11 protein-coding genes, 1 tRNA gene and 2 pseudogenes are annotated in these 21,255 nt (G+C 63.3%); 11 read left to right on the plus strand and 3 right to left on the minus strand.

What is annotated here, in order from left to right; genetic code table 11:
• Positions 1 to 474 precede the first annotated feature (474 nt).
• Positions 475 to 1,665: an AGE family epimerase/isomerase gene (locus ACBR42_RS09205; protein WP_371207813.1), complete on the minus strand. Its 1,191-nt coding sequence runs from the start codon at positions 1,663 to 1,665 to the stop codon at positions 475 to 477.
• Between the two features lie 268 nt (positions 1,666 to 1,933).
• On the opposite strand from ACBR42_RS09205, the gene rfaE1 reads away from it, so the two are divergent.
• From rfaE1 to ACBR42_RS09220, 3 genes and pseudogenes are all read left to right on the plus strand, one after another.
• Positions 1,934 to 3,370, plus strand: coding sequence for a D-glycero-beta-D-manno-heptose-7-phosphate kinase (gene rfaE1 / locus ACBR42_RS09210; RefSeq protein WP_371207814.1), 1,437 nt, complete (start codon positions 1,934 to 1,936; stop codon positions 3,368 to 3,370).
• Between the two features lie 115 nt (positions 3,371 to 3,485).
• Positions 3,486 to 4,250: pseudogene (locus tag ACBR42_RS09215) on the plus strand (IS5 family transposase).
• Between the two features lie 84 nt (positions 4,251 to 4,334).
• Positions 4,335 to 5,140: pseudogene (locus ACBR42_RS09220) on the plus strand (IS630 family transposase).
• Between the two features lie 167 nt (positions 5,141 to 5,307).
• Here ACBR42_RS09220 and metH read toward each other — a convergent pair.
• Positions 5,308 to 8,817, minus strand: coding sequence for a methionine synthase (gene metH / locus ACBR42_RS09225; protein ID WP_371207815.1), 3,510 nt, complete (start codon positions 8,815 to 8,817; stop codon positions 5,308 to 5,310).
• Positions 8,818 to 9,004: 187 nt separating this feature from the next.
• Here metH and ACBR42_RS09230 point away from each other — a divergent pair, with 187 nt between their 5' ends.
• The 7 genes from ACBR42_RS09230 (at position 9,005) to ACBR42_RS09260 (ending at position 20,285) form a co-directional block, all read left to right on the plus strand.
• Entirely contained in the window at positions 9,005 to 9,376 is a 372-nt protein-coding gene (locus ACBR42_RS09230) for a hypothetical protein (protein WP_371207816.1), read from the plus strand.
• 87 nt (positions 9,377 to 9,463) lie between these two features.
• A complete protein-coding gene (locus ACBR42_RS09235; protein WP_102325144.1) occupies positions 9,464 to 11,704 on the plus strand; it encodes a peptidase domain-containing ABC transporter in 2,241 nt (746 codons plus the stop codon).
• A complete protein-coding gene (locus ACBR42_RS09240) occupies positions 11,701 to 13,158 on the plus strand; it encodes an HlyD family type I secretion periplasmic adaptor subunit (protein WP_110547525.1) in 1,458 nt (485 codons plus the stop codon). The genes ACBR42_RS09235 and ACBR42_RS09240 overlap by 4 nt, the downstream gene beginning before the upstream one ends.
• Positions 13,159 to 13,175: 17 nt before the next feature.
• Positions 13,176 to 14,936: an SEL1-like repeat protein gene (locus ACBR42_RS09245; RefSeq protein ID WP_371207817.1), complete on the plus strand. Its 1,761-nt coding sequence runs from the start codon at positions 13,176 to 13,178 to the stop codon at positions 14,934 to 14,936.
• The gene (locus ACBR42_RS09250; protein ID WP_371207818.1) at positions 14,893 to 17,850 is read left to right on the plus strand and encodes a glycosyltransferase; all 2,958 of its coding nucleotides are present in this window, start codon (positions 14,893 to 14,895) and stop codon (positions 17,848 to 17,850) included. The genes ACBR42_RS09245 and ACBR42_RS09250 overlap by 44 nt, the downstream gene beginning before the upstream one ends.
• A 91-nt stretch (positions 17,851 to 17,941) precedes the next feature.
• Entirely contained in the window at positions 17,942 to 19,006 is a 1,065-nt protein-coding gene (locus ACBR42_RS09255) for a hypothetical protein (protein WP_371207819.1), read from the plus strand.
• 25 nt (positions 19,007 to 19,031) lie between these two features.
• Complete coding sequence (locus ACBR42_RS09260; protein ID WP_371207820.1) at positions 19,032 to 20,285, plus strand: glycosyltransferase; 1,254 nt, start codon at positions 19,032 to 19,034, stop codon at positions 20,283 to 20,285.
• 40 nt (positions 20,286 to 20,325) lie between these two features.
• On the opposite strand, the gene ppa is transcribed toward ACBR42_RS09260, so the two are convergent.
• Positions 20,326 to 20,853, minus strand: a complete 528-nt coding sequence (ppa, locus tag ACBR42_RS09265) for an inorganic diphosphatase (RefSeq protein WP_110547539.1) — start codon at positions 20,851 to 20,853, stop codon at positions 20,326 to 20,328.
• A 240-nt stretch (positions 20,854 to 21,093) separates the two neighbouring features.
• Between ppa and ACBR42_RS09270 the strand changes: the two genes are divergently transcribed.
• Positions 21,094 to 21,167 (plus strand) — tRNA-Ile (locus tag ACBR42_RS09270).
• Positions 21,168 to 21,255 lie beyond the last annotated feature (88 nt).

Below are 21,255 nucleotides of genomic sequence, written 5' to 3' on the forward strand. Positions count from 1 at the left end.
TCAGCCGGGCAAGCCGCTCTTCAACGTCAAAAAATCCCGCCTGCTTCATGATCCATACTCCAATCAACGCAAGGAAAATGGAATCACAGAGCAGACCTCAATACCAGAGGGTTTTTCGAACCCTCCACCTGTAACTGGACTCTGAAATCTACTTTCAGCTCCTTTATTTTGTCATACATGGTCATTGACGTTCTCATCGGATATCATGCTTTCAGGACCTTATTTCTGTAGAGAGTATAGAATAAAAATGCCTGTGAAGCGAGGGGGGCGGTCTGCCGTCAAAAAGCATACCCCTTTTTGTTAAGAAGCCATGCCCTGACAGTCTGATCAAAGGCCGTAAGCCATTCATAGAGAAGGGCACTATGTTATGCCATTTAAAAGACCTAATGATGGAGAAGATTGCTCGTTATCAGACGATGTGACAGGCTTCCGCATTTGTATCTGCTAGCGCAGAAAGGACGGAGCACATGGGAATCAATTGGGTTGTGCCGACACCGCGGTCTGTTCCTGCGTAACGGACACCCGCGCGATTTCCCGGGCTGCACCGTAGATATGGTAAAGCGAACTGGCTGGCATATAATCAACGAGCATACGCCCGTCAGGCGTCAACCTGTCTACCCAGCCACCATGCAGGCGTGCCGGTGCATAAAGGGTAAAAAACCGTGTAGCCTGCATAGACAGGAGCGTCCTGTCACAGGGCAATCCGTTTTTCAGGCGCTGGCACAGCAGGCGCATGAATTCGGTCTGGGGCCATATGCGGGTGGATAATTCAAGCTGCGTGCCGGATTCCGTAATTGCATCATATACATCGGCTGTGTCGGGAGCGGTCCCATGGCGACTGCCTGTCTGGAAAAGACCATCGGCTACCCGCAGCAGGGCATCTTCATGGGACTCGTCGGACGCTAGTGTGCAGTATTCGGTAAACAGCCACGACCATTCGAAAAGATGACCGGGCTCTACCCTGTTCTGGCCTGCAGGCTGCAACGGAATCCATTTGGAATCAAAGTATTCCAGCAGCATTCCCGATCCGGGATCGATAAAATGTTTCAGGGCCAACGCAATGATCTGCCTAGCATAATCGAGATAGAAACTGTCAGAGGAGACTTCAAAGAGGGCGAGATAAGCCTCCAGCAGATGCATGTGCGGATTCTGACGGCGGATCATGTCGGGCGTGGGCATGGCGTCGCGATAGCCACCGTTTTCCGCTTTGAAGATCAAGTCGATTTCCAGAACGGTCTGGCGGGCCGTAGCCAGATAAGTCCCATTACCCGTAAGGCGATAGGCCCATGCGTAACCAAAAAGAATGAACGCATGTGCATACAGGTCGCGCGTACGATTGCCCGGCCTGCCATCGGGCGCGAGGGAGAAAATCCATCCCTTTTCCCCATCGCTGCCATGGTAGCGGCGGCCAATCTCCTCCAGACAGTCAATTGCCTGTTCCGCCGCATCATGCACGCCATCCAGTGCGGCACGGCAATAGGTCGCCACCTGACGGGCCTGCACCATCAGACGCAGTTCCGGTAGCAAAACCGGCGTGCCCTCAAAGGTCAGGCGTTCGTGGTAAAGTGTTCTGCTGCGGTCAAAACCACACTGGCTCCACAGGGGAAGCGCCAATTCCTTCAGCCAGTCCTGCCACAGGGTCTTACACAAGCCGAAGTCAATCATCAGGGGTTCCGCAAACACGAAGGGCTGAAAATATGGACAGGAACCATCGCCCTATCAAGTGCCCTGTCCCATTCCCGTGTGCCTGCCACAATCCGCATGGCGATACAAAACTGTTTTCGTGAAATACAACTCGTGGACGCCAGCAGGCTGGGATACTCCCATTGGCAGAACGACCTGTAACCCAGACCTGTCCGTTTTTGATGGGTGAATTTTCATGGTGTTGCCTGTATCTATATCCCTGTAACCCACTCCTGATCGTAAGAAGTTCATGATTGAAAATTTCCAGTTTGGCTCTCTGGTCGTCATCGGTGATCTTCTTCTGGATCAATATATCTACGGCTCGGTGGAGCGGATTTCACCTGAAGCGCCGGTGCCAGTGCTCCGGCGCGACCGACAGGCTTCCGTGCCGGGGGGCGCTGCGAATGTCGCGGTCAATGCGGCAGCACTGGGCTGTGCCGTAAAACTGATCGGTGTGGTGGGCTGCGATCCAGCGGCGGATGCGCTGCGCCATGCGCTGGCACCATGGGACACTATCGACTGCACCGGCATTCTGGCGGACCCTCAATGGACTACCATTACAAAAACGCGCGTGCTGAGTGGGCGCCAGCAGATCGTGCGTATTGATGATGAACACATTGAAACACCGTCGGCACAACTGACCGCCCGGCTCATCGCTGCTGGCAAGGCTGCGATTGCCACATGTGATGTGCTGGTCTGTTCCGATTACGCCAAGGGCGTATTGTCCGAGGATGTGCTGGCAGAACTGATAGCGACCGCCCGCAATCGGGACATTCCCGTTATCGTCGATCCCAAACGCAGGGATCTGGCGGCTTATCGTGGCGCTTCGCTCATTACCCCAAACCGCAAGGAACTGGCCCAGGCGACCGGCTTGCCCCTGCACACGCATGATGAAATCGAGCGTGCCGCTCGCGCGGCATCGGCCGCGTTTGGGGGGGATGTGCTGCTAACCCGCTCGGAAGAGGGCATGACCCTGTGGCGCACGGATGGAACCATGACCGACGCGGCCACCCGCAAATCGGAAGTCTATGACGTGTCCGGTGCGGGCGACACGGTTGTGGCAACGGTGGCGGCAGTGCTGTCCGCTGGCCAGACACTGGATACGGCCATGGTGATTGCGACCACCGCAGCCTCCATCGCCGTTGGCAAACTGGGCACTGCAAGCGTTTCAAAAGAGGAACTGAGCCGCGCGCTGCGGGCTGAAATGGTTGAAACCGGGCAGACCCTACCTCTCGATCAGGCAGTGCAGGTAGTCCAGAACTGGCGACAGCATGGCGCGCGGGTCGTTTTTACCAATGGCTGTTTCGATCTGGTGCATCCCGGTCACATTGCACTGCTGCATGGCGCTGCCCGTGAAGGGGACAAACTGATCGTGGCGATCAATAGCGACCAGTCCGTCAGGCGCCTGAAGGGTGAAAGCCGACCGGTACAGGATGAGCAGGCACGTGCGATGGTGATCGGCGCCCTGCGGGATGTGGATATGGTGGTGATTTTTGATGAGGACACGCCACTTGAGACGATCAGGGCCCTGAAACCCGATGTTCTGGTAAAAGGCGCTGATTATACGGAAGAAAATGTGGTTGGCGGTGATTTCGTCAAGCAGAATGGCGGTCGGGTCGCGTTGATCGATATTGTTTCCGGTCGCTCGACAACATCGCTGGTCAGGAAAATGCAGCAGGCTGTTTAGGAAGGCAGTTACTGGGTAGGCGACTTCCAGTTGATAGGTGGGTTAATTTAAAAAAACAGGGCCTGTTAGGTCCTGAATGACAGAACGGGCTGCACAGCTATTTATGATGAGCATGATGCAGCCTGTCTTTTCTGATCAGGCCTGGTCAGTCTTGGAGCCGCTGATCGAGGGAGTCCGTCCGAAGGGCAAGGCCCCGCCGAGGAACCTTCGACGGACGATATCGGTGATTTTCTGGCGCCATCAGAACGGCGCGAAGTGGCGCGCCCTGCCGTCCGGGTTTGGTCCCTGGTGGATTGCCGCACAACTGTTCATTCGCTGGTCGAAACCCGGTGTCTGGCAGCGCCTGTCTGAAAAGGTCAGGGGCACGGACCCGGCGCCGGGCATGGTTTTTCCTGATGGCACGACGATCCGTGCCCATCACAAGGCGGCCGGAGCCACCAAAAAAGGGGATACGACGAACGTCACAGGGATCGTGAGGCGCCTGGCCGCTCATGTGGAGGTTTTGGCGCCAGGGCCTGCGTAGCCGCAGATGGTCATGGCAGGGTGCTGTCCTTCACGCTGTCGCCCGGTCAGGCGCATGAACTGGCATCCGCTTATGCTCTACTCGACGACCTGTCGCATCCACCGACCTATGTCGTCTGTGACCGTGGGTATGCCGCGCACAAATTTCATGAATATCTCTGGAACCGGTGATCCCGCCAGGAAAGAATGATCCAGAATCGCCTGTCTCAAATGATCTTACAGGCATCGGGATCTGGTCGAAAACCTGTGGGCGAGACTTAAGGAATGGCGGGTTGTTGCAACCCGATACGAGAAGACAGCCTTATCCTTCCTCTCCGTCATTCTCATCGCGGCTACAGCAGACTATATCAAGGCCTAACACTAAAGGATGTAGCCACTGACTCGTGTGTGAAGTGACGAATGGCGTTGGCTCTGATTCTCTTGCTGCGGGAGGAACTGGCTGATGACGAGAGCGGTGAAGCTACGGGATGACTATTCGGCCTCTGACCCTAGCGGCGATCTGTGACGGAGCGAGCCACACCGATGCGGCCCGGGTGGTGGTATGGACCGCCAGACATTGCGAGACTGGGTTCACCGCTTCAATGCCGAAGGGCCCGATGGCCTGCGCGACTATCAGCACCCGGCCGCGTCATCCGGGGCAGGGTCCTGCCGTCATGGAGGCATTCAAAAAAACCTCCCCGCATCCTCAGCGCCCATACCGGCCCTCTGCCACAGGGAAAGCCGATCGAGATATGGTTCCAGGACGAGGCCCGCATCGGCCAGAAGAACGGCACCGTCCGACAATGGGCCAGGCGAGGCATGCGGCCACGCCAGCTGACTGACCAGCGTTACGACAATGCCTGGCCATTCAGGGCAATCTGTCCGGCGCGCGGCAAGGACACCGGCCTGGCGCTACCGTTCATCGGTACGGCTAGTATGCAACTGCATATCGAGGAAATCTCGCGCTGCGTCGCTCGCGGCGTTCACGCCGTCGTGCAACTCGATCGCGCAGGATGGCACATCACCGACGGACTGAAGCTGCCCCGCAATGTCAGCCTGATCTTCCTGCCGTCCCGTGCTCCCGAACTGAACCCGGTCGAGAATATCTGGCAGTTCCTACGCGCCAGCTGGCTGTCCAACACCGTCTTCGACGGCATCGAGCATATCATCGACGCCGTCTGCGGCGCCTGGCACAACCTTGCCGCCCTGCCTGATACCATCCGATCCATCGGTCTCAGAGAGTGGGCTTACACAGGTCAGTCTCTATAACCGTTGGTATAATACGATGTACACAGCGGCCCGGATTTCATAAGCATGAGCCCTGTGCCGGATACCAGCCGTTTTTGTCTACCTTCCCTTTCGGACGGAGCGGCATGTGTATCCATTATTCCGGATCACATACCGCGTGCCTGCGACGCAGTATGGTATGCCCTGCGTCAGATCGAGAAGTACTTGGCGTGCGGGTTTAGGATCACGAGCGCCGATGTGGACTGCTCCGGATGAAGCTGGAAGCCGTCTGTCAGGGATACACCGATCTTTTCCGCATCCAGCAGTTTCAGGATCGGTTCCTGCTCCTCCAGTCGGGGGCAGGCGGGGTAGCCGAATGAATAGCGTGACCCCCGGTAACCCTGCTGGAGCAGTTTCGCCATGTCGCGGTCATCCTCGGCCGCGAAACCCATTTCGGCGCGGATGCGCTTGTGGGTGTATTCCGCCATGGCTTCCGCCATTTCGACCGACAGGCCATGCAGGTAGAGGTAATCCTTGTAGCGGTCAGCCTCGAACCATTCCCGCGCCCGGTCCGATGCATCCTGCCCTACGGTTACGACCTGCAGGCCGATTACGTCGCGCTGGGCGTCGTCGATATCGCGCACGAAGTCGGCAATGCACGCACCGTCCTCACGCGGCTGGCGGGGCAGGGTGAAGCGGGCGACTTCATTCGTGCCATCCTCGCCAAACAGCACAAGGTCATTGCCTTCGCCCGCCGCCTTCCAGTAGCCGTAGCTGGCGCGGGGATGCAGGATGTCCTGCTCTGCGCACATGGTCAGCATCTGACGCAGCACCGGACGCAGTTCCTTGCGCGCCCAGACCATGAAGTCATCCAGCGAACGGCCCTGTTTACGGAAGCCCCACTGGAACTGGTACAGTGAGCGTTCATTCAGGAACGGCAGCACTGCCTCCGGTGTCGCTTCCAGAACGCGTGGTCCCCAGAAGGGCGGGGTGAGGACGGGTTCGTCTGCGGTCATGCGCGCGCGACGGGCACGGCTTGCGGCGACATCCACCGGGCCGAAGCCCCGGGTCGACGCCTCCTCGATATCCTGCGTACGGTTGGTGCGGGTGGCCTTGCCTGCGCGGCGGGACTGGATGGCGGCAAGATAGGTGTCGAACTCGCCCTTCACCACCTTGTCCATAAGCGACAGTCCATCGAATGCGTCACGCGCATAGGCCACGCGCCCGCCTTCGCCATAGGCGGCGGTGCAGTCCTCCTCCACATAATTGCGGGTAAGGGCGGCGCCTCCCAGCATGACGGGTGCATCAATGCCCTGGCGGTGCATTTCCTCAAGGTTTTCGCGCATGATAACGGTGGACTTGACCAGCAGGCCGGACATGCCGATGGCATCAGCCTTGTGTTCCCGGGCGGCGGCGATCATGTCCGCCACCGGCACCTTGATGCCAAGGTTGATGACTCGGTAGCCGTTATTGGTCAGGATGATGTCAACAAGGTTCTTGCCGATGTCATGCACGTCACCCTTCACGGTGGCCAGTACCATGGTGCCACGGGCCTGGCCTTCGGTGCGTTCCATGTGGGGTTCCAGCCAGGCCACGGCAGCCTTCATCGTCTCGGCGGACTGGAGCACGAACGGAAGCTGCATCTTGCCTGCGCCGAACAGTTCGCCCACCACCTTCATGCCATCCAGCAGCACGGTGTTGATGATGTCCAGCGGGGCCATGTCGCGCATGGCTTCGGCAAGGTCATCTTCCAGCCCCTTGCGGTCGCCATCGACAATGCGGTCCTTCAGGCGCTCGGGCGCGGTTTCGGCCCGGGCCTTCTTGACCGCGTCGGCGGCCTTGCGGTCGGCGAAGATTTCCAGCATGCGCTGCAGCGGGTCATAGCCTTCGCTACGGCGGTCAAAGATCAGGTCTTCGGCAACCTTCACCTCTTCCTTCGCGATCAGGTGCAGCGGACGGATCTTGGATACATGCACGATCGCCGCCGTCATGCCTGCACGCACCGCATGGTCAAGGAAGACGGAATTCAGCACCGCGCGCGCCGCCGGGTTCAGGCCGAACGAAATGTTCGACAGCCCGAGCACGATCTGGATATCGGGGAAACGTTCGCGGATCAGGCGGATGCCCTCCAGCGTCCATTCCCCCAGCTTGCGGTCATCTTCAGTGCCGGTGCCGATGGTGAATGTCAGCGGGTCGATCATCAGGTCGGATTGCGGCAGGCCATGCTTCCCGCACGCGAATTCGACCAGACGCGTGGCGATGCGCAGCTTGTCTTCCGCCGTCTTGGCCATGCCGACTTCATCAATGGTCAGCGCGATGACGGATGCCCCGAACTTGCGCGCCAGCAGCATGCGTTCGCTGGCGATCGCCTCCCCATCCTCGAAATTGATGGAATTGATGATCGGCTTGCCGCCATGCAGCTTCAGTGCGGCCTCGATCACGGGGGTTTCGGTGGAATCGATCACCAGCGGCGCATTGACCGAGGCGGTGAAGCGGGTCACGACCTCGTTCATCTCGCGCATTTCATCCCGGCCGACGAAGGCGGTGCAGATATCCAGCGCATTCGAACCTTCAGCCGCCTGTTCGCGGCCAAGGGCCACGCAGCCGTCCCAGTCGCCCGCTTCCTGCAACTGCCGCCATTTCTTCGACCCGTTGGCGTTGCAGCGTTCCCCGATGGAGAAATAGCTGTTTTCCTGACGCAGCGGGACCTGTGAATACAGGCTGGCGACCGACGGAATCCACACCGGCTTGCGTGCCACGGGTGCCGGGCGGATGCGGCCCGTACCTTCCGCGCGGCGGCGCAGCATCTGGTCCAGCGCCTGCGTATGCGGGGTGGAGGTGCCGCAGCAGCCGCCGATGAGGTTGAGCCCGTCCTCGGTAATGAAGCGGTCAACCCAGCTTGCCATTTCCTGCGGGGTCAGGGGGTAGTGCGTCTTGCCGTTGACCAGTTCGGGCAGCCCGGCATTGGGCTGGACCGAGATCAGGCCCGGCCAGTTTTCGGCCAGCCAGCGTACATGTTCGGCCATTTCCTGCGGGCCGGTGGCGCAGTTCAGGCCCATGAGCGGCACGTCCAGCGCGTTTATGACCGTGGCTGCCGCCGCGATGTCGGGCCCGACCAGAAGCGTGCCGGTCGTCTCGACCGTGACCTGCACGAAAATGGGGGTATCCGTGCCCATCTCCGCCCGCGCGATCTTGGCGCCATTGACGGCGGCCTTGATCTGGAGCGTGTCCTGACACGTCTCGATCAGCAGGCAGTCCACGCCCCCTTCGATCAGGCCACGGCACTGTTCGGCCAGACCGGCTTCCAGCGTGTCGTAATCGATATTGCCCAGCGAAGGCAGCTTGGTGCCCGGCCCGATGGAGCCGACGACATAGCGGTGGCGCCCGTCCGAAAAGCTTTCCGCCGCTTCGCGTGCAAGATGGGCTGCCGTGCGGTTGATTTCCCGCGCCCTGTCTTCCAGCCCGAATTCACCCAGCGTGATGGGCGAGCCGCCAAAGCTGTTGGTTTCCACCATGTCTGCCCCGGCCTCGAAATAGCCACGGTGGATTTCGCGTACCAGTTCGGGGCGCGACAGGTTCAGGATCTCGGTGCAGTTTTCCTGCCCCCAGTAATCGCGCTCGACTTCCAGATCCAGTAGCTGCACGCGGGAGCCCATGCCGCCGTCACACAGCAGAACCTGGTCGCGAAGGGCATCGAGAAGATGGGGACGAGTGGTCATTGTTATCCTGAAATCTCATGACAGGGGCATGTCACCACGCGCGGGCGGCAGGTTCAGGCCCGTATTCCGGCTGTCTTGCATTGGGTATGTCTGGTGCTCTTTATTCCCCCAACTTCCGGCCGGTGTCCAGTATCATTGCCCATAAGGGGAGAATGCCGTCGGCCCGGCCCGATGAACGGAGAAAGTCATGACCGCTGACGGGCGTATCCCACTGGAATTCGTGACCGCCATACCCGTCCCGCGTTCCGATACGCTGCTGGTGGTGGGCGATGGCCGCACGCCGCCAGCCGTCGGGGCATGGGCCGATGTGGCGGTGATCAACGCCGTAACGTCCCCGTTTGCACATGTGGCCGGATGCCTGTGCTGCACGGGGCGAGGCGAGGGGATCGCCGCCGCACTGGGCGATATATTCCGCAGGCGTGCTACGGGGGGCGTGAAATGGTTCACCCGCATCGTCGTGCTGCCTCCGACCGGGCAGGAGGCGGCATGGCGTGCGGCGCTGGCGGGGGACGTGCTGGCCAGCGCGCGTTTTGCCATATGTCCGCCGGGGCCTGCATGAAAACATGACCTGTTAAGGAACCCTTCAGCTTTGTGTCCCTAGATCTGGTGGCCGTGATGGACAGAACCTGCAAAGCAAAGGGATGCCGTGGGCCATTCAGACCAGACAGCGGACCAGGCGGGCGGCCCGTCCCGCCCCGCGCCAGCCCTGATCCGGCTACAGGCGGTGCTGCGTGCGGCACGGTTTCACGGCATTGATCTTGATGTGCATGATTTCGCGGGCGCATCCGACGATGCGGCTCCTTCCATCCCCGCCCTCGCACGGTGGGTGGAGGAAAATGGCGGGACCGCCCGTGGCCTGCACCTGCAATGGCGCGACCTTGTTCGCCTGCGTGATGTCCCGCCCGTAGCCCTGATGTTCAACGACGGTTCGGCAGGGCTTATGGTCGGTGCGGACGAGGTGAATGGCGTCATCTGGCTGGTCGATCCGTTCGCCAGTCCCGACAGTCCGCCTGTCGCGGTCGATGAACTGCGCCTGTGCGCCGTATGGGGGGGCGACGTGCTGCTGGTGCGCGGGCGCGGTGGTGGGGCACCGGTCGAGGAACCGGTCGATTTCGCATGGCTGCGGCGGCTTGTGCTGGGGGAACGGCGGCTGCTGCGCGATGTGGTTCTGGCTTCCGTCGTCATAAGCGTGCTGGCGGTTTTTCCACCGCTGATCGTGATGCAGGTGATCGACCGGGTGGTCAGCTTCCATTCCATGGCCACCCTCATTTCCCTGACCGGGCTGGTCGTGGTCATGGCGTTTTACGAAATCCTGCTCAGCTACGCGCGGCGCGAACTGACGCTGGTGCTGACCACGCGGCTGGATACGCGCATCTCTCTGGCGGTTTTCGACCGGCTGCTTGCCCTGCCTCTGGAGTTTTTCGAACGCGAGCAGACCGGCAACGTGATCGGCCGCGTCAGTGCCATCTACAGGGTGCGCCAGTTCATGACCGGCAGGCTGCTCAGTACCTTTCTCGACCTGTTCACGTTGCTGGTGGTGCTGCCTTTCCTGTTCTGGCTCAGCTTTTCGCTGGCGTGGATGACCGTGGCGGCGGCAGCCCTGATCGGCGGCATCATATTGGTGGCGATGCCGGGCATGGGGCGCATGGTGGGGCGGCAGGTCCGTGCCGAAATGGACCGTAGCGCCACGCTGTACGAAACCGTCGCCGGTATCCGTACGGTCAAGACACTGGCGCTGGAACCCGTGCGGCGGGAAGCATGGGATGAAAAAACAGCATCTGTCGTAACGGCATCGCTGGATGCGGGACGCATGGGCAACTGGGTGGCGAGCGCCGTCATGCCGCTGGACCTGTTCATCAATCGCGGCATCATCCTTGTCGGTGCGTACCTGGCCCTGACCGCCCCCACGGCGGACATGGAAGCCGGGGCGCTCATGGCGTTCATGATGCTGGGGGGGCGCGTGGCAGCACCGCTGGTGGGCATGGCGCGGCTGATCGATGACCTGAACGAAGTGCGCAGCGCCCTGTCCGAAGCGGGCTCCGTGCTCAACCGCCCGACCGAGACGCGCGCCCTTACCACCGGCCTGCGTCCGCCCATCCGCGGCGCGCTGGCGTTTTCGGATGTCTGTTTCACCTATCCCGCCGCATCCGGTCCAGCCCTGTCCGATGTCACGTTTTCGGTGCCTGCGGGCACCATGCTGGGGCTGGTGGGGCGCAGCGGGTCGGGCAAGTCCACCATCACGCGGCTGCTGCAGGGCGTCAGCCGCAACTATACGGGGCAGTTGCGCCTTGACGGCATCGACCTGCGCGAGATCAACCTGACCTACCTGCGCCGCTCGTGCGGGGTGGTGCTGCAGGACAATTTCCTGTTCCGGGGCACGATACGCGACAACATCATCGCCGGTCGTCCCGGCCTGACGCTGGAGGACGTGATCCGCGCCGCCCGTCTGGCGGGGGCGGAAGAGTTCATCGAACGGATGCCGGCAGGCTACGATACGTGGATCGAGGAAGGTTCCACCAACATCTCCGGCGGACAGCGGCAGCGGCTTGCCATAGCGCGCGCGGTGATTTCCGACCCGAAGCTCATGATCCTTGATGAGGCGACCTCCGCCCTCGATCCGGAAAGCGAGGCCGTGGTCAACGCCAACCTGCGTCGCCTCGCCCACGGTCGGACCATGGTGATCGTCTCGCACCGTCTCGCCTCGCTGGTGGACTGCAACCAGATCTGTGTGATGGACCGGGGACGTGTCGCGGCCATCGGCACGCATGCCGAACTGCTGACGCGCAGCCCCATCTACCGCACCCTGTGGATGCAGCAGAACCGTTTCAACGATGGTGGCGGCAACGATGCGCCGCCCCCGTCCTCCCTGCACGGAGACGCGGCATGAGCGACGGCGACCTCGCCCCCCCCGCGCCGGACGATGCGGGCGATGATGGCGTGGGCGGCATCCTGTCCGTCCTGCCGCCCCCGGCCGCGGATGTTCCGGCCGATCTGCCGCCCGCGCTGCTGGCGTTCTACTCACCCAGTGCCGCGCTGGTGGATCTGCCGCCATCCGATGCGGCGCGGTATGTGGTCTGGCTGGTCGCGGCCCTTGCCGGGGCGGGTCTGCTGGTCATGACCTTCTTCCCGCTGGATCGGGTCATCAGCGTGAATGGCACACTGACGCCCTTTGACGAGACGATGGTCATCCAGCCACTGGAAACCTCGCTCATCCGCTCGCTTGACGTGCATGAGGGCGATACCGTGCATAAAGGGCAGGTGCTGGCCCGGCTTGATCCGACCATGACGGATGCGGATGTGACCAACCTGCGCCATCAGGTCATGGCGTACCGGGCTGAGGTCGCGCGCCGTACGGCGGAAGCGGCGGGCAGGCCCTACCGGGCTGACATGAACGACCCCGCATCGGTGCAGGAGGCGGCAGCCTATCTGCGCCGGCAGGCGGAATATGACGCGCAGATGGCCGGGTATGACCGTCAGATCGCAGCATTGCAGAGCGAACTGCAGGGCTATGAGGCCAGTGCCGCGATGTATGGCGCCCGCGCGCGCGTTGCCCGCGACGTGCAGGACATGCGCCAGCGCCTGCAGCATGAACAGGTCGGCAGCCGCCTGTCCACGCTGGCGGCACAGGACACCCTGATGGAAGTGGTGCGTTCGCAGGTATCCGCCCGGCATGAGGCCGACAGCACGCGCGCCCGGCTGGATGCGATGAAGGCGCAGCGCGATGGCTACGCCAGCAACTGGCACGCGACCGTGTATCAGGATCTGGCGCTGGCCCAGCACCGGCTGGCGGATGCTGATGGCAGCTACAGCAAGGCCATGCTGCATCATGACCTGATCGTCATGCGGGCGGATCGTGACGCGGTGGTGCTGAGCATCGCGCACCTGTCCGCCGGTTCGGTCATTCAGGCGGCCAGTCCGCTCATGACGCTGGTGCCGACCGGCAGCCACCTTGATGTGGAAGCGACCCTGCGCGGCGTGGATGCGGGTTATGTGCGTGCGGGCGATCCGGCACTGCTGAAATTCGCGGCCTTTCCCTACACCCAGTACGGCGGCGGGGAAGCGACCGTGCGTGTCATCAGCGCGGATGCCTTTGCCGGTCAGCCTGCCCGCGCGGGCGGCGATGCCCAGCAGGGCAGCGACGGGACCGGCGATCCGCTGACGGTCTATTACCGCGTGCGCCTGTCAGTCGACCGTTACACCCTGCATGGGGTGCCGCCCTTTTTCCAGCCCCGGCCCGGCATGCCGGTGGAAGCCGACATTCATGTCGGGCGGCGGACCATGATGCAGTATCTGCTCAACCGCCTGCTGCCCGCCGTGACCGACGGCATGCGCGAACCTTAGGCCGGGGGCGCACGGTCATGCGCAGGCTCCTGTCGGGATTGCGGGATGGTCTTACCCCCGCCGCGCGCTTCCGGCGTGCATGCGACCTGCTGGAACGCGAAGGGCGCGCGGCACAGGGGTTTGCGCTGCTCGGGACACTGGCGCGCGGGGGCATGCTCGCCGCGCAGTATCAGGTGGCCCGCGCCTATCTGGAGGGAACGGGCGTCCCCCCAAGTCCGGTCGAGGGCCTGCGCTGGATGCACGAGGCCGCGACCGCAGGCCATGTGGAGGCCGCTTTTTCCCTTGCCCTGCTGCTGCTGGGGGCGCCGCCCCGTACCGTTGGGGCTGACAGCCTGCTGCCTGTATCCCTGCCCGAAGGCATTGCCGGATGGCCCGATCCTGTTGCCGCCACCACATGGGCCGCGTGCGCGGCGGAAAAGGGCCTGCCGGATGCGCAGGCTTTGTACGGCTATCTGCTCGCTACCGGCCCGGATAGCGTGCGGGACCCGCAGGCGGCGCGGTCATGGTGCGCACAGGCCGCACGCGCAGGCTGCCCGCAGGGTGATCTGGGTCTGGCGCTGGCGCATCTCAGCGCATCCGGTATGGCACCCGGCAGTGATCCCGATGCGGTCGCGGCGCTGACCCGCGCGGCACAGGGGGGGCTGCCGACGGCGCAGTACATGCTGGGCCTGCTGCATGAGCGGGGCTGGGGCGTGGCGCAGGACCGGGCACAGGCCGCGCACTGGTACGCATGTGCCGCCGGGCAGGGCATACGGCCGGCACAGGCCCGTTACGGCGCCCTGCTGTTACAGGGCGTGCAGGGAGCACGCGATGTCATGGCCGCCGAGACATGGCTGCGTCGTGCCGCCCATGCCGGGGACCGTGAAGCCGCCTCCCTGCTGGGGGACATGCACGCGCGCGGGGAAGCCGCCGTGCCCTGCGCCCATGAAGCCGCGACATGGTACCGCATGGCGGCTGAACAGGACCATGCCGTGGCCTGCCGCATGCTGGGAATGCTTTACATACAGGGGCGTGGTGTTCCCGCCGACCTTACGCTGGCCCGTATGTGGGTGAAGCGTGCGGCCGTGCTGGGTGATGTCGCGGCCATGACCGACCTTGCGGCAACCCTGCTGACGGAGGGAGCGGAGGCAGACGTGCCGGGTATTGATTTTCATGCGGCCGCGCAGGCGGGCGATCCGGTGGCCGCCTTCAATCTGGCGGTCAGCCTGTACCGGGGAACGGGAACTGCTCCTGAACGCAGGCAGGCCGTCATATGGATGGAACGCGCGGCCCGGGCGGGTGTGGTCAATGCGCAGTACTGGCTGGGACGCATGCTGCTGGGTGAAGGGAGCGGAACGGCTGATCCGATACGTGCCCGCCAGTGGCTGGAACAGGCAGCGGAACATGGCCTGCCCGATGCCTGCCTTGTCGCGGCCCAGCTTCGGCTGGATGGCCATGGGGGACCGCGCGACCATGCTGGCGCGCTTGCCCTCTATCATGTGGCGGCGCGTGCCGGGCGGGTCGAAGCCATGTTTTCCCTTGGGGCCATGTACGGTGGTGGCCACGATATCGCGCCCGACCGCATGCAGGCGCTGCACTGGTTCCGTCAGGGCGCACAGGGGGGCAATGCCCTGTCACAGCTCATGCTGGGGCGGTATCTGGCCCGCGGGCTGGCGGGGCCGGCAGACCCGGTGCAGGCGCGGGAGTGGTTCGCCCGCGCGGCGGCGCAGGGGCTGGGCGCGGCGCAGGATGAATGTGACCGGCTGGCATGGGTGGAGGCAGACCATACCGCGTCCTGAATCCGGTCCATCCGTTGCGCCGGGCGCGGATGTGGCGGCCGCCGTGGGGCATGCCCGGCTGCTGGCGGGGCAGGGACGGCATGCGCAGGCCCTTGTGTGGATGGAACGCGCGGCGCGGCTGGCACCCGATGACAGGGCTGTGCTGTACGCGCTGGCTGCGGTCCGGCTGGGTGCTGGCGATGGCACGGGTGCCGCGGAAGCGGTGGAAACCGTCATGGCCGCAGGGCAGGGCTTTCGCGCCGGGCTGCGCCTGCTGGTGCTGGCCTGTTGCGCGGCGGGCGCATGGGCGCGCGCGGCAGTAGCTCTGGAGCGGTTTTTTACCCGATACGGCTTTGATCCGGCACTGTCCGTTCCGGCGGATCTGACATGCCAGCATATGGGCCGGTCCGGCTGGTGCGCGCTGGACGGAAGACGGGGCGTGCTGCATTGGGGCGGCCTGCCACAAGGATGCGTGCCGGTGGTCTGGCTGGACGGCAGCAGGTTCGGCCCGCGTCGTATGGCCGGCACGTCCATGTCCCTGCCGCCGCGCTGGCGTCAGGCGCGGGAAATCGGGATATTGTATGATGGCATGCCCCTGCTGGGCGGCAGCCCCGATCCGGTGGCCTTATGCCAGGTCGCTGGCGTAGCGTTGCCAGACGGGCAGGGGGTTGCGGGATGGGCGATCATGCCCGCCCGGCCGGAGGGCCGCCCCGCACTATATCTGATGGATGCACATGGCAGGCGGCGGCTGAAGCTTACACGCAGGATCGTGCCGATGGCGGCGGCCATCGCCGGTCCTTCCACGTCGGTATGGGCATTCCGGGTCGGGTGGGCAGATATCGCTCCACAGGGATGCGTGCGCATTGTCACGGGGCAGGGGCGGGATCTGACCGGTTCTCCTCTCCCGGTCCGCCTGCCACGCGCACGACGGGTCTTTCCCGCCATGCGGGCGCGCGGGGATGGACTTCTACACCCGCCCGGACGCGCCGCGCGCTGCCGGGTCGTGGTTGCGGTCCATGCGGACCGGGAGCGCACCCTCGCCTGTCTGGACAGTGTGCTGGCGACGCTGGCCCGACGTGTGGAAGGGCCAGTAGTGGAAATCATGGTGGTGGATGATGCCTCCCCTGATCCCGCGCTGGCCGCTGTACTGGATGATCTGGCGACGCAGGGGCGGATTGTGCTGCGGCGGCATGAAACCAACCGGGGCTATCCCGCAGCGGTCAATACGGCGCTTTCTGATGCGACCGGGATGGATGTCGTGCTGCTGAACAGCGATACGCTGGTGGCCGATGGCTGGCTGGATGAAATGCTGCGGGCAGCCTATGCGCGCGCCGATGCGGGCACTGTATCCCCCCTGTCGAACGATGCCACGATCCTGACATGGCCTGATCCCGAACGGCCATCCCCACTGGCTGGCGGGATGGAGGATGTGCGCCACTTCATGGCCGCGGCATTAACGGCCAATGGCGGGCAGGGCCCTGAAATTCCCACAGGCCACGGTTTCTGCATGCTGATCCGCCATGACTGCCTGCATCATACGGGCCTGTTCCGTCCCGAACTGTATGGCCGGGGATATGGGGAGGAAAATGACTTCTGCATGCGCGCCCGGCTGGCGGGATGGCGGCATTACGCAGCGCCCGGCGTATTTGTGGGGCATGCGGGTAGTGCATCCTTTGGTCTCAGCCGTCCGGCGCTGCAACAGCGCAACCACTGGGTGCTGAACCGGCTGTTTCCCGGCTATGACCGGCTGGTTCAGGACCATATCGCGGCCGATCCGCTTGCCGCTGCCCGCCAGCGCCTGTCACTGCTGGTCTGGCATCGCGCCGTCCTGCGCGCGAGACTGCGTGGTACGGTGCTTCTGGTCAGCCACGGCAGGGCGGGTGGCGTGGCGCAGGTCGTGGCCGACCGCGCGCGGATGTGGCTGACGGAGGGCGTGCTGCCTGTCGTTGTGGAACCGTTTCCCGATGGCTTTGTCATAAGGGATGGCAGGCATGAGGGGTCATGTCCGCCCCTGCATTTCGTATGGCCCGCACAGGGCGCGGCCCTTGTGGCGCTGCTGCGCGCGCTGGGGCTGGAGCATGTCGAAATCCACCATCACATGGGCCATGGCGACCGGGCGCGTGAACTGTGCCAGCAACTGGCGGTGCCGTATGACCGGTATGTGCATGATTACGCCGGAATCTGTCCCCGCGTTACGCTGGTTGGCAGGGAGGGCCGTTACTGTGGCGAACCTGACATTACGGAGTGCCGGAGATGTGTCCGCGCACTGGGGACGCGGGTGGAGGAAACGGATGCTGATCGCCTGCGGCGCAAGACAGGACGCGACCTGAGCCGTGCGCGGCGCGTGGTCGTACCCTGCGCCGATGTGGCGCGCAGGCTGGCGCGCTATTTTCCCGATATCCGGTTCGGGACGGAACCGCTCGAAGATGACCGCCCTGACCAGACCCTGCGGCAGTTTGCCCAGCCCCTGCACGATCATTCCCTGACCCTTATGCCGGATACGGGGTTGTGCCGGGTCGTGGTGGTGGGCGCGATCGGGCCGGACAAGGGATATGCGGTCCTGCTGGCCGCTGCGCGGGATGCGCGCATGCGTGACCTGCCGCTGGAATTCGTGGTGGTGGGACATACATCCGATGACGCGCCGCTTCTGGAAACGGGGCGGGTATTCATTACAGGTCCCTACGAACCGGGGCAGGCCGTGGCCCTGATACGGTCCTGTGGGGGGCAGGTGGGGCTGGTGCCATCCATCTGCCCCGAGACATGGTGTTTTACCCTGACACTTCTGTGGCGGGCGGGGCTGCGCAGTGTCGCCTTCGATCTCGGGGCGGTGGCGGCGCGTATCAGGGCGACGGGGCGCGGGATATGTGTGCCGCATGGTCTGCCCGTTCACCAATTGAATACGTTTTTACTGTCTTATGCCTCTGCCCGTTCATGACCACAGGAAAGAGGCCTGTCTTGATCCCTATCTCTCCCGCCGGTCAGCTCGCCGTATTCCCTCCCTTTTTCCGTAATGCGGGGAGAGGGTGATGGAAAGCGGACACGCTGCCGCCCGTACGGGGCAGGCCGATACGATACAGGCCACCGCCCGGCTCATACGGCTGGCAGAAGGCACATACTGCATTTTCCATGCTCCTCCGGCGGATATGCGGACTGATGGGCTGTCAGGCATGCGGATCAGTTCTCCGCCGGGAATGACGGCGGTGCAGGTCAGTACGTTCGACGCGGATGGCTGGATCGGGGGGCGCGATGGCGCGGCGCTGGTCCGCATACCCGCGCGGGGCGCCGCAGTTCTGGTCACGACTTACCACGATACGGAGCATGCCCGCGACCTGCCCGGATTGCAGGTGGTCCGCCTGTCCGGCGGGACCGGACGCGTGGCGCCGCCTGTATCCGACCCCGACCCTGCGGAGACCGCCCTGCCGGCAGGGGATCATGACGGAAGCATGACCGCCCATATCCAGCGCCGGGGCGATGTAAAAGCCCCGCTTGGGGCATGGATGGGCAAAACCGGCAGTGGACAATGGATGGAGGGATTTGCCATTCAGCCAGGCAGTGCTGTTGCGGTGGATGATCTGGAATATCAGGCCATTCTGGGTCAGGACTGGTTTTCCCCATGGATTGGCGGTGGGGAATATTGCGGCAGCCGGGGCATGGCGCTGCCCATACTGGGCCTGCGGGTCCGCCTGAAGGGGAAGGCGGCGTCGGCGTTCACCTGTCTGGTCGAAGCCAGCTTCATTGATGGCAGCCGTGTCGGCCCGACTGAAGACGCGCCCGTCATGGCCCCGACACAGGCGCCGCTGGAAGCGTTCCGTATTGAATTACGTCCCTGCCCCTCCCGCTCCGTGCTTCGTCCACCCGTACCGGAAGATGCGGCGGAAGAAGCGCTTCTGGCTGCCCTGACGCCCGCAACCCAGCCGGTCCGGTCATCGCCGGGACAGGTAAGGCGGATGCCTGCGGAACAGTCGATGGAAACGTCCGATGATCTGGTGGTGGAAGGGATTTCACAGGGGAAAGCTGCGGCTGCCCCCGTGGCATCCGCATCTCCCCGCCGGCGTAGGGCTACGCGGCGGCGTAAGCCAGCGGGATCATGAAGGTGGCAAGGACAGGAGATTCCTTATGAAATACCTGTTCGTACACCAGAATTTTCCTGCCCAGTTCGTGCATCTCGTGCGCGCCCTGACGGTGCAGGGTGGCAACGAGATTGTTTTCATAAGTGAATCGGGCCGTATGCAGATACCGGGCGTACGCCGGGTATCGTATCGCATGCCACAACCCGCGCGTGTGGATGCCCCCGCGCCGGTGGATGAACTGGCCAGGGGCATGCAGCGTGCGGCGGCGGTTGCGCGTGCCGCGCGTACCCTGCGCGATCTGGGCTATGTTCCCGATATCATCATCGGCCATCACGGCTGGGGCGAGATGCTGGACCTGCCCGATGTGTACCCCGATGTCCCGATACTGGGCTATTATGAATTCTTCTATCGGCCCACGGGGCTGGATGTGGGTTTTGATCCGGAATTCGCACCTCCAGCCACCGTGGCCCCCCTGATCCGTGCCCGCAATACGCTCAACCTTCTGGCGCTGGCCGGATCAGGCTGGGGGCATACCCCGACCCATTTCCAGCGCGATACCTATCCCGACTGGGCGCGCGACCGCCTGACCCTGATCCCTGAAGGAGTGGATCTGGAAAAATGCGTGCCTGATCCCCATGCGCGCATGCAGTCCTTTACGCTGGGCAACATTCATGTCCGGCCGGGGGAAAAGCTGGTCACCTATGTCGCGCGGGATCTGGAGCCCTATCGGGGTTTCCATGTTTTCATGCGTGCGCTGCCGCGTATCCTTGAACACAGGCCGGAGGCACGGGTCATTGTCGTGGGGGGGGATGGCGTCAGCTATGGCGCGCGGGCACCGGGCGGGATGACGTGGCGGGCGCATATGATGGCCGAAGTCGGCCGGACACTGGATATGGAACGGGTCCATTTTGCCGGGCGCGTGGATTATGGCAGTTTCTGCCGCCTGCTGCAGCGTTCGGACGCGCATGTCTATCTGACATATCCGTTCGTGGTGTCATGGTCGCTGCGCGAGGCCATGGCCTGTGGCTGCGCCATTGTGGGCAGCCGGACGGCCCCGGTGGAGGAATTCCTCCATGATGGCGTGACTGCGCGCCTTGTCCCCTTCCTTGAACCGCAGCGTATCGCCGATGGCGTTGTGGAACTGCTGGAAGACCGGCGGCTGGCCCGCAGGCTGCGCGCCAGCGTGCGCGAACACGCAGTCGCCACGCTGGACATGCGCACCTATCTGGACCGCTATCACCGGCTGATCGGCCAGCTTGTGGCCTGTGGCGGGCGGCCCGCGCTGTGCGACGTGGCCTGACCGCCGGATCCCGACGGACCCGGCGGCTGCACCCTGGGGCTTACTTGCCCGCTACGGCCTTGATGGATTCAACAATCGCCTCACCGGCGGCCTTCTTGTCGGCCCAGCCCGATACCTTGACCCACTTGCCCTTTTCAAGGTCCTTGTAACGGGTGAAGAAATGCTCGATTTCCTTCAGCACGATCTCGGGCAGGTCTTCCAGCTTCTCCACCTTGGAATAGTAGGGGTGGACCTTGTCGTGCGGGACGCAGATGATCTTTTCATCCTGTCCGCTTTCGTCTTCCATCTTCAGCATGCCGATGGGACGCGCGCGCACCACGCAGCCGGGCACCACGGCGGCAGGCATCAGCACCAGCGCGTCGGTCGGGTCGCCATCGGCGGCCAGCGTGTTGGGGATGAAGCCATAGGCTGCGGGATAGACCATGGGCGTGAACAGGATACGGTCGACCACGACCGCGCCGCTGTCCTTGTCGATCTCGTATTTGACGCCGGAACCCTGCGGGATCTCGATGACGACATTGATGTCGTCGGGAACGTCCTTGCCGGGTGAAATCTTTGATACGTCCATTGCTTCCAGACCTCCTGCTGCCTGTGTGCTGTGCCGTAACAGCATGCTGTCGCGGCGTGATTTTACGGCGGTGACGGTATAGCCCCCACGCTTTGCCGCGCAAGCCATGTTCTGCCGGCATGTGCCGCGCATCATGCTTCCTTTTGCCATTGCGGCTGGACGGCATGGAAAAAAAGCGCGGAAATGGGTGCATGGATCTTGCCAAATCCCTCCACATGCGCGAGATCAGGGGCTGCCTGCGCGCCCGTAGCTCAATTGGTTAGAGCGGGCCGCTCATAACGGCTTGGTTGCGGGTTCAAGTCCTGCCGGGCGCAGGCTCTTTAGCATGCAGCACTGCACTGTGGCGCGTCCCGCGCCCGATCGTGTGGTGCGGGTCACTTGCCATTTTCTCTCAGTTATCAG

Source organism: Komagataeibacter sp. SM21 (genome assembly GCF_041402665.1).
GTDB lineage: Bacteria > Pseudomonadota > Alphaproteobacteria > Acetobacterales > Acetobacteraceae > Komagataeibacter > Komagataeibacter saccharivorans.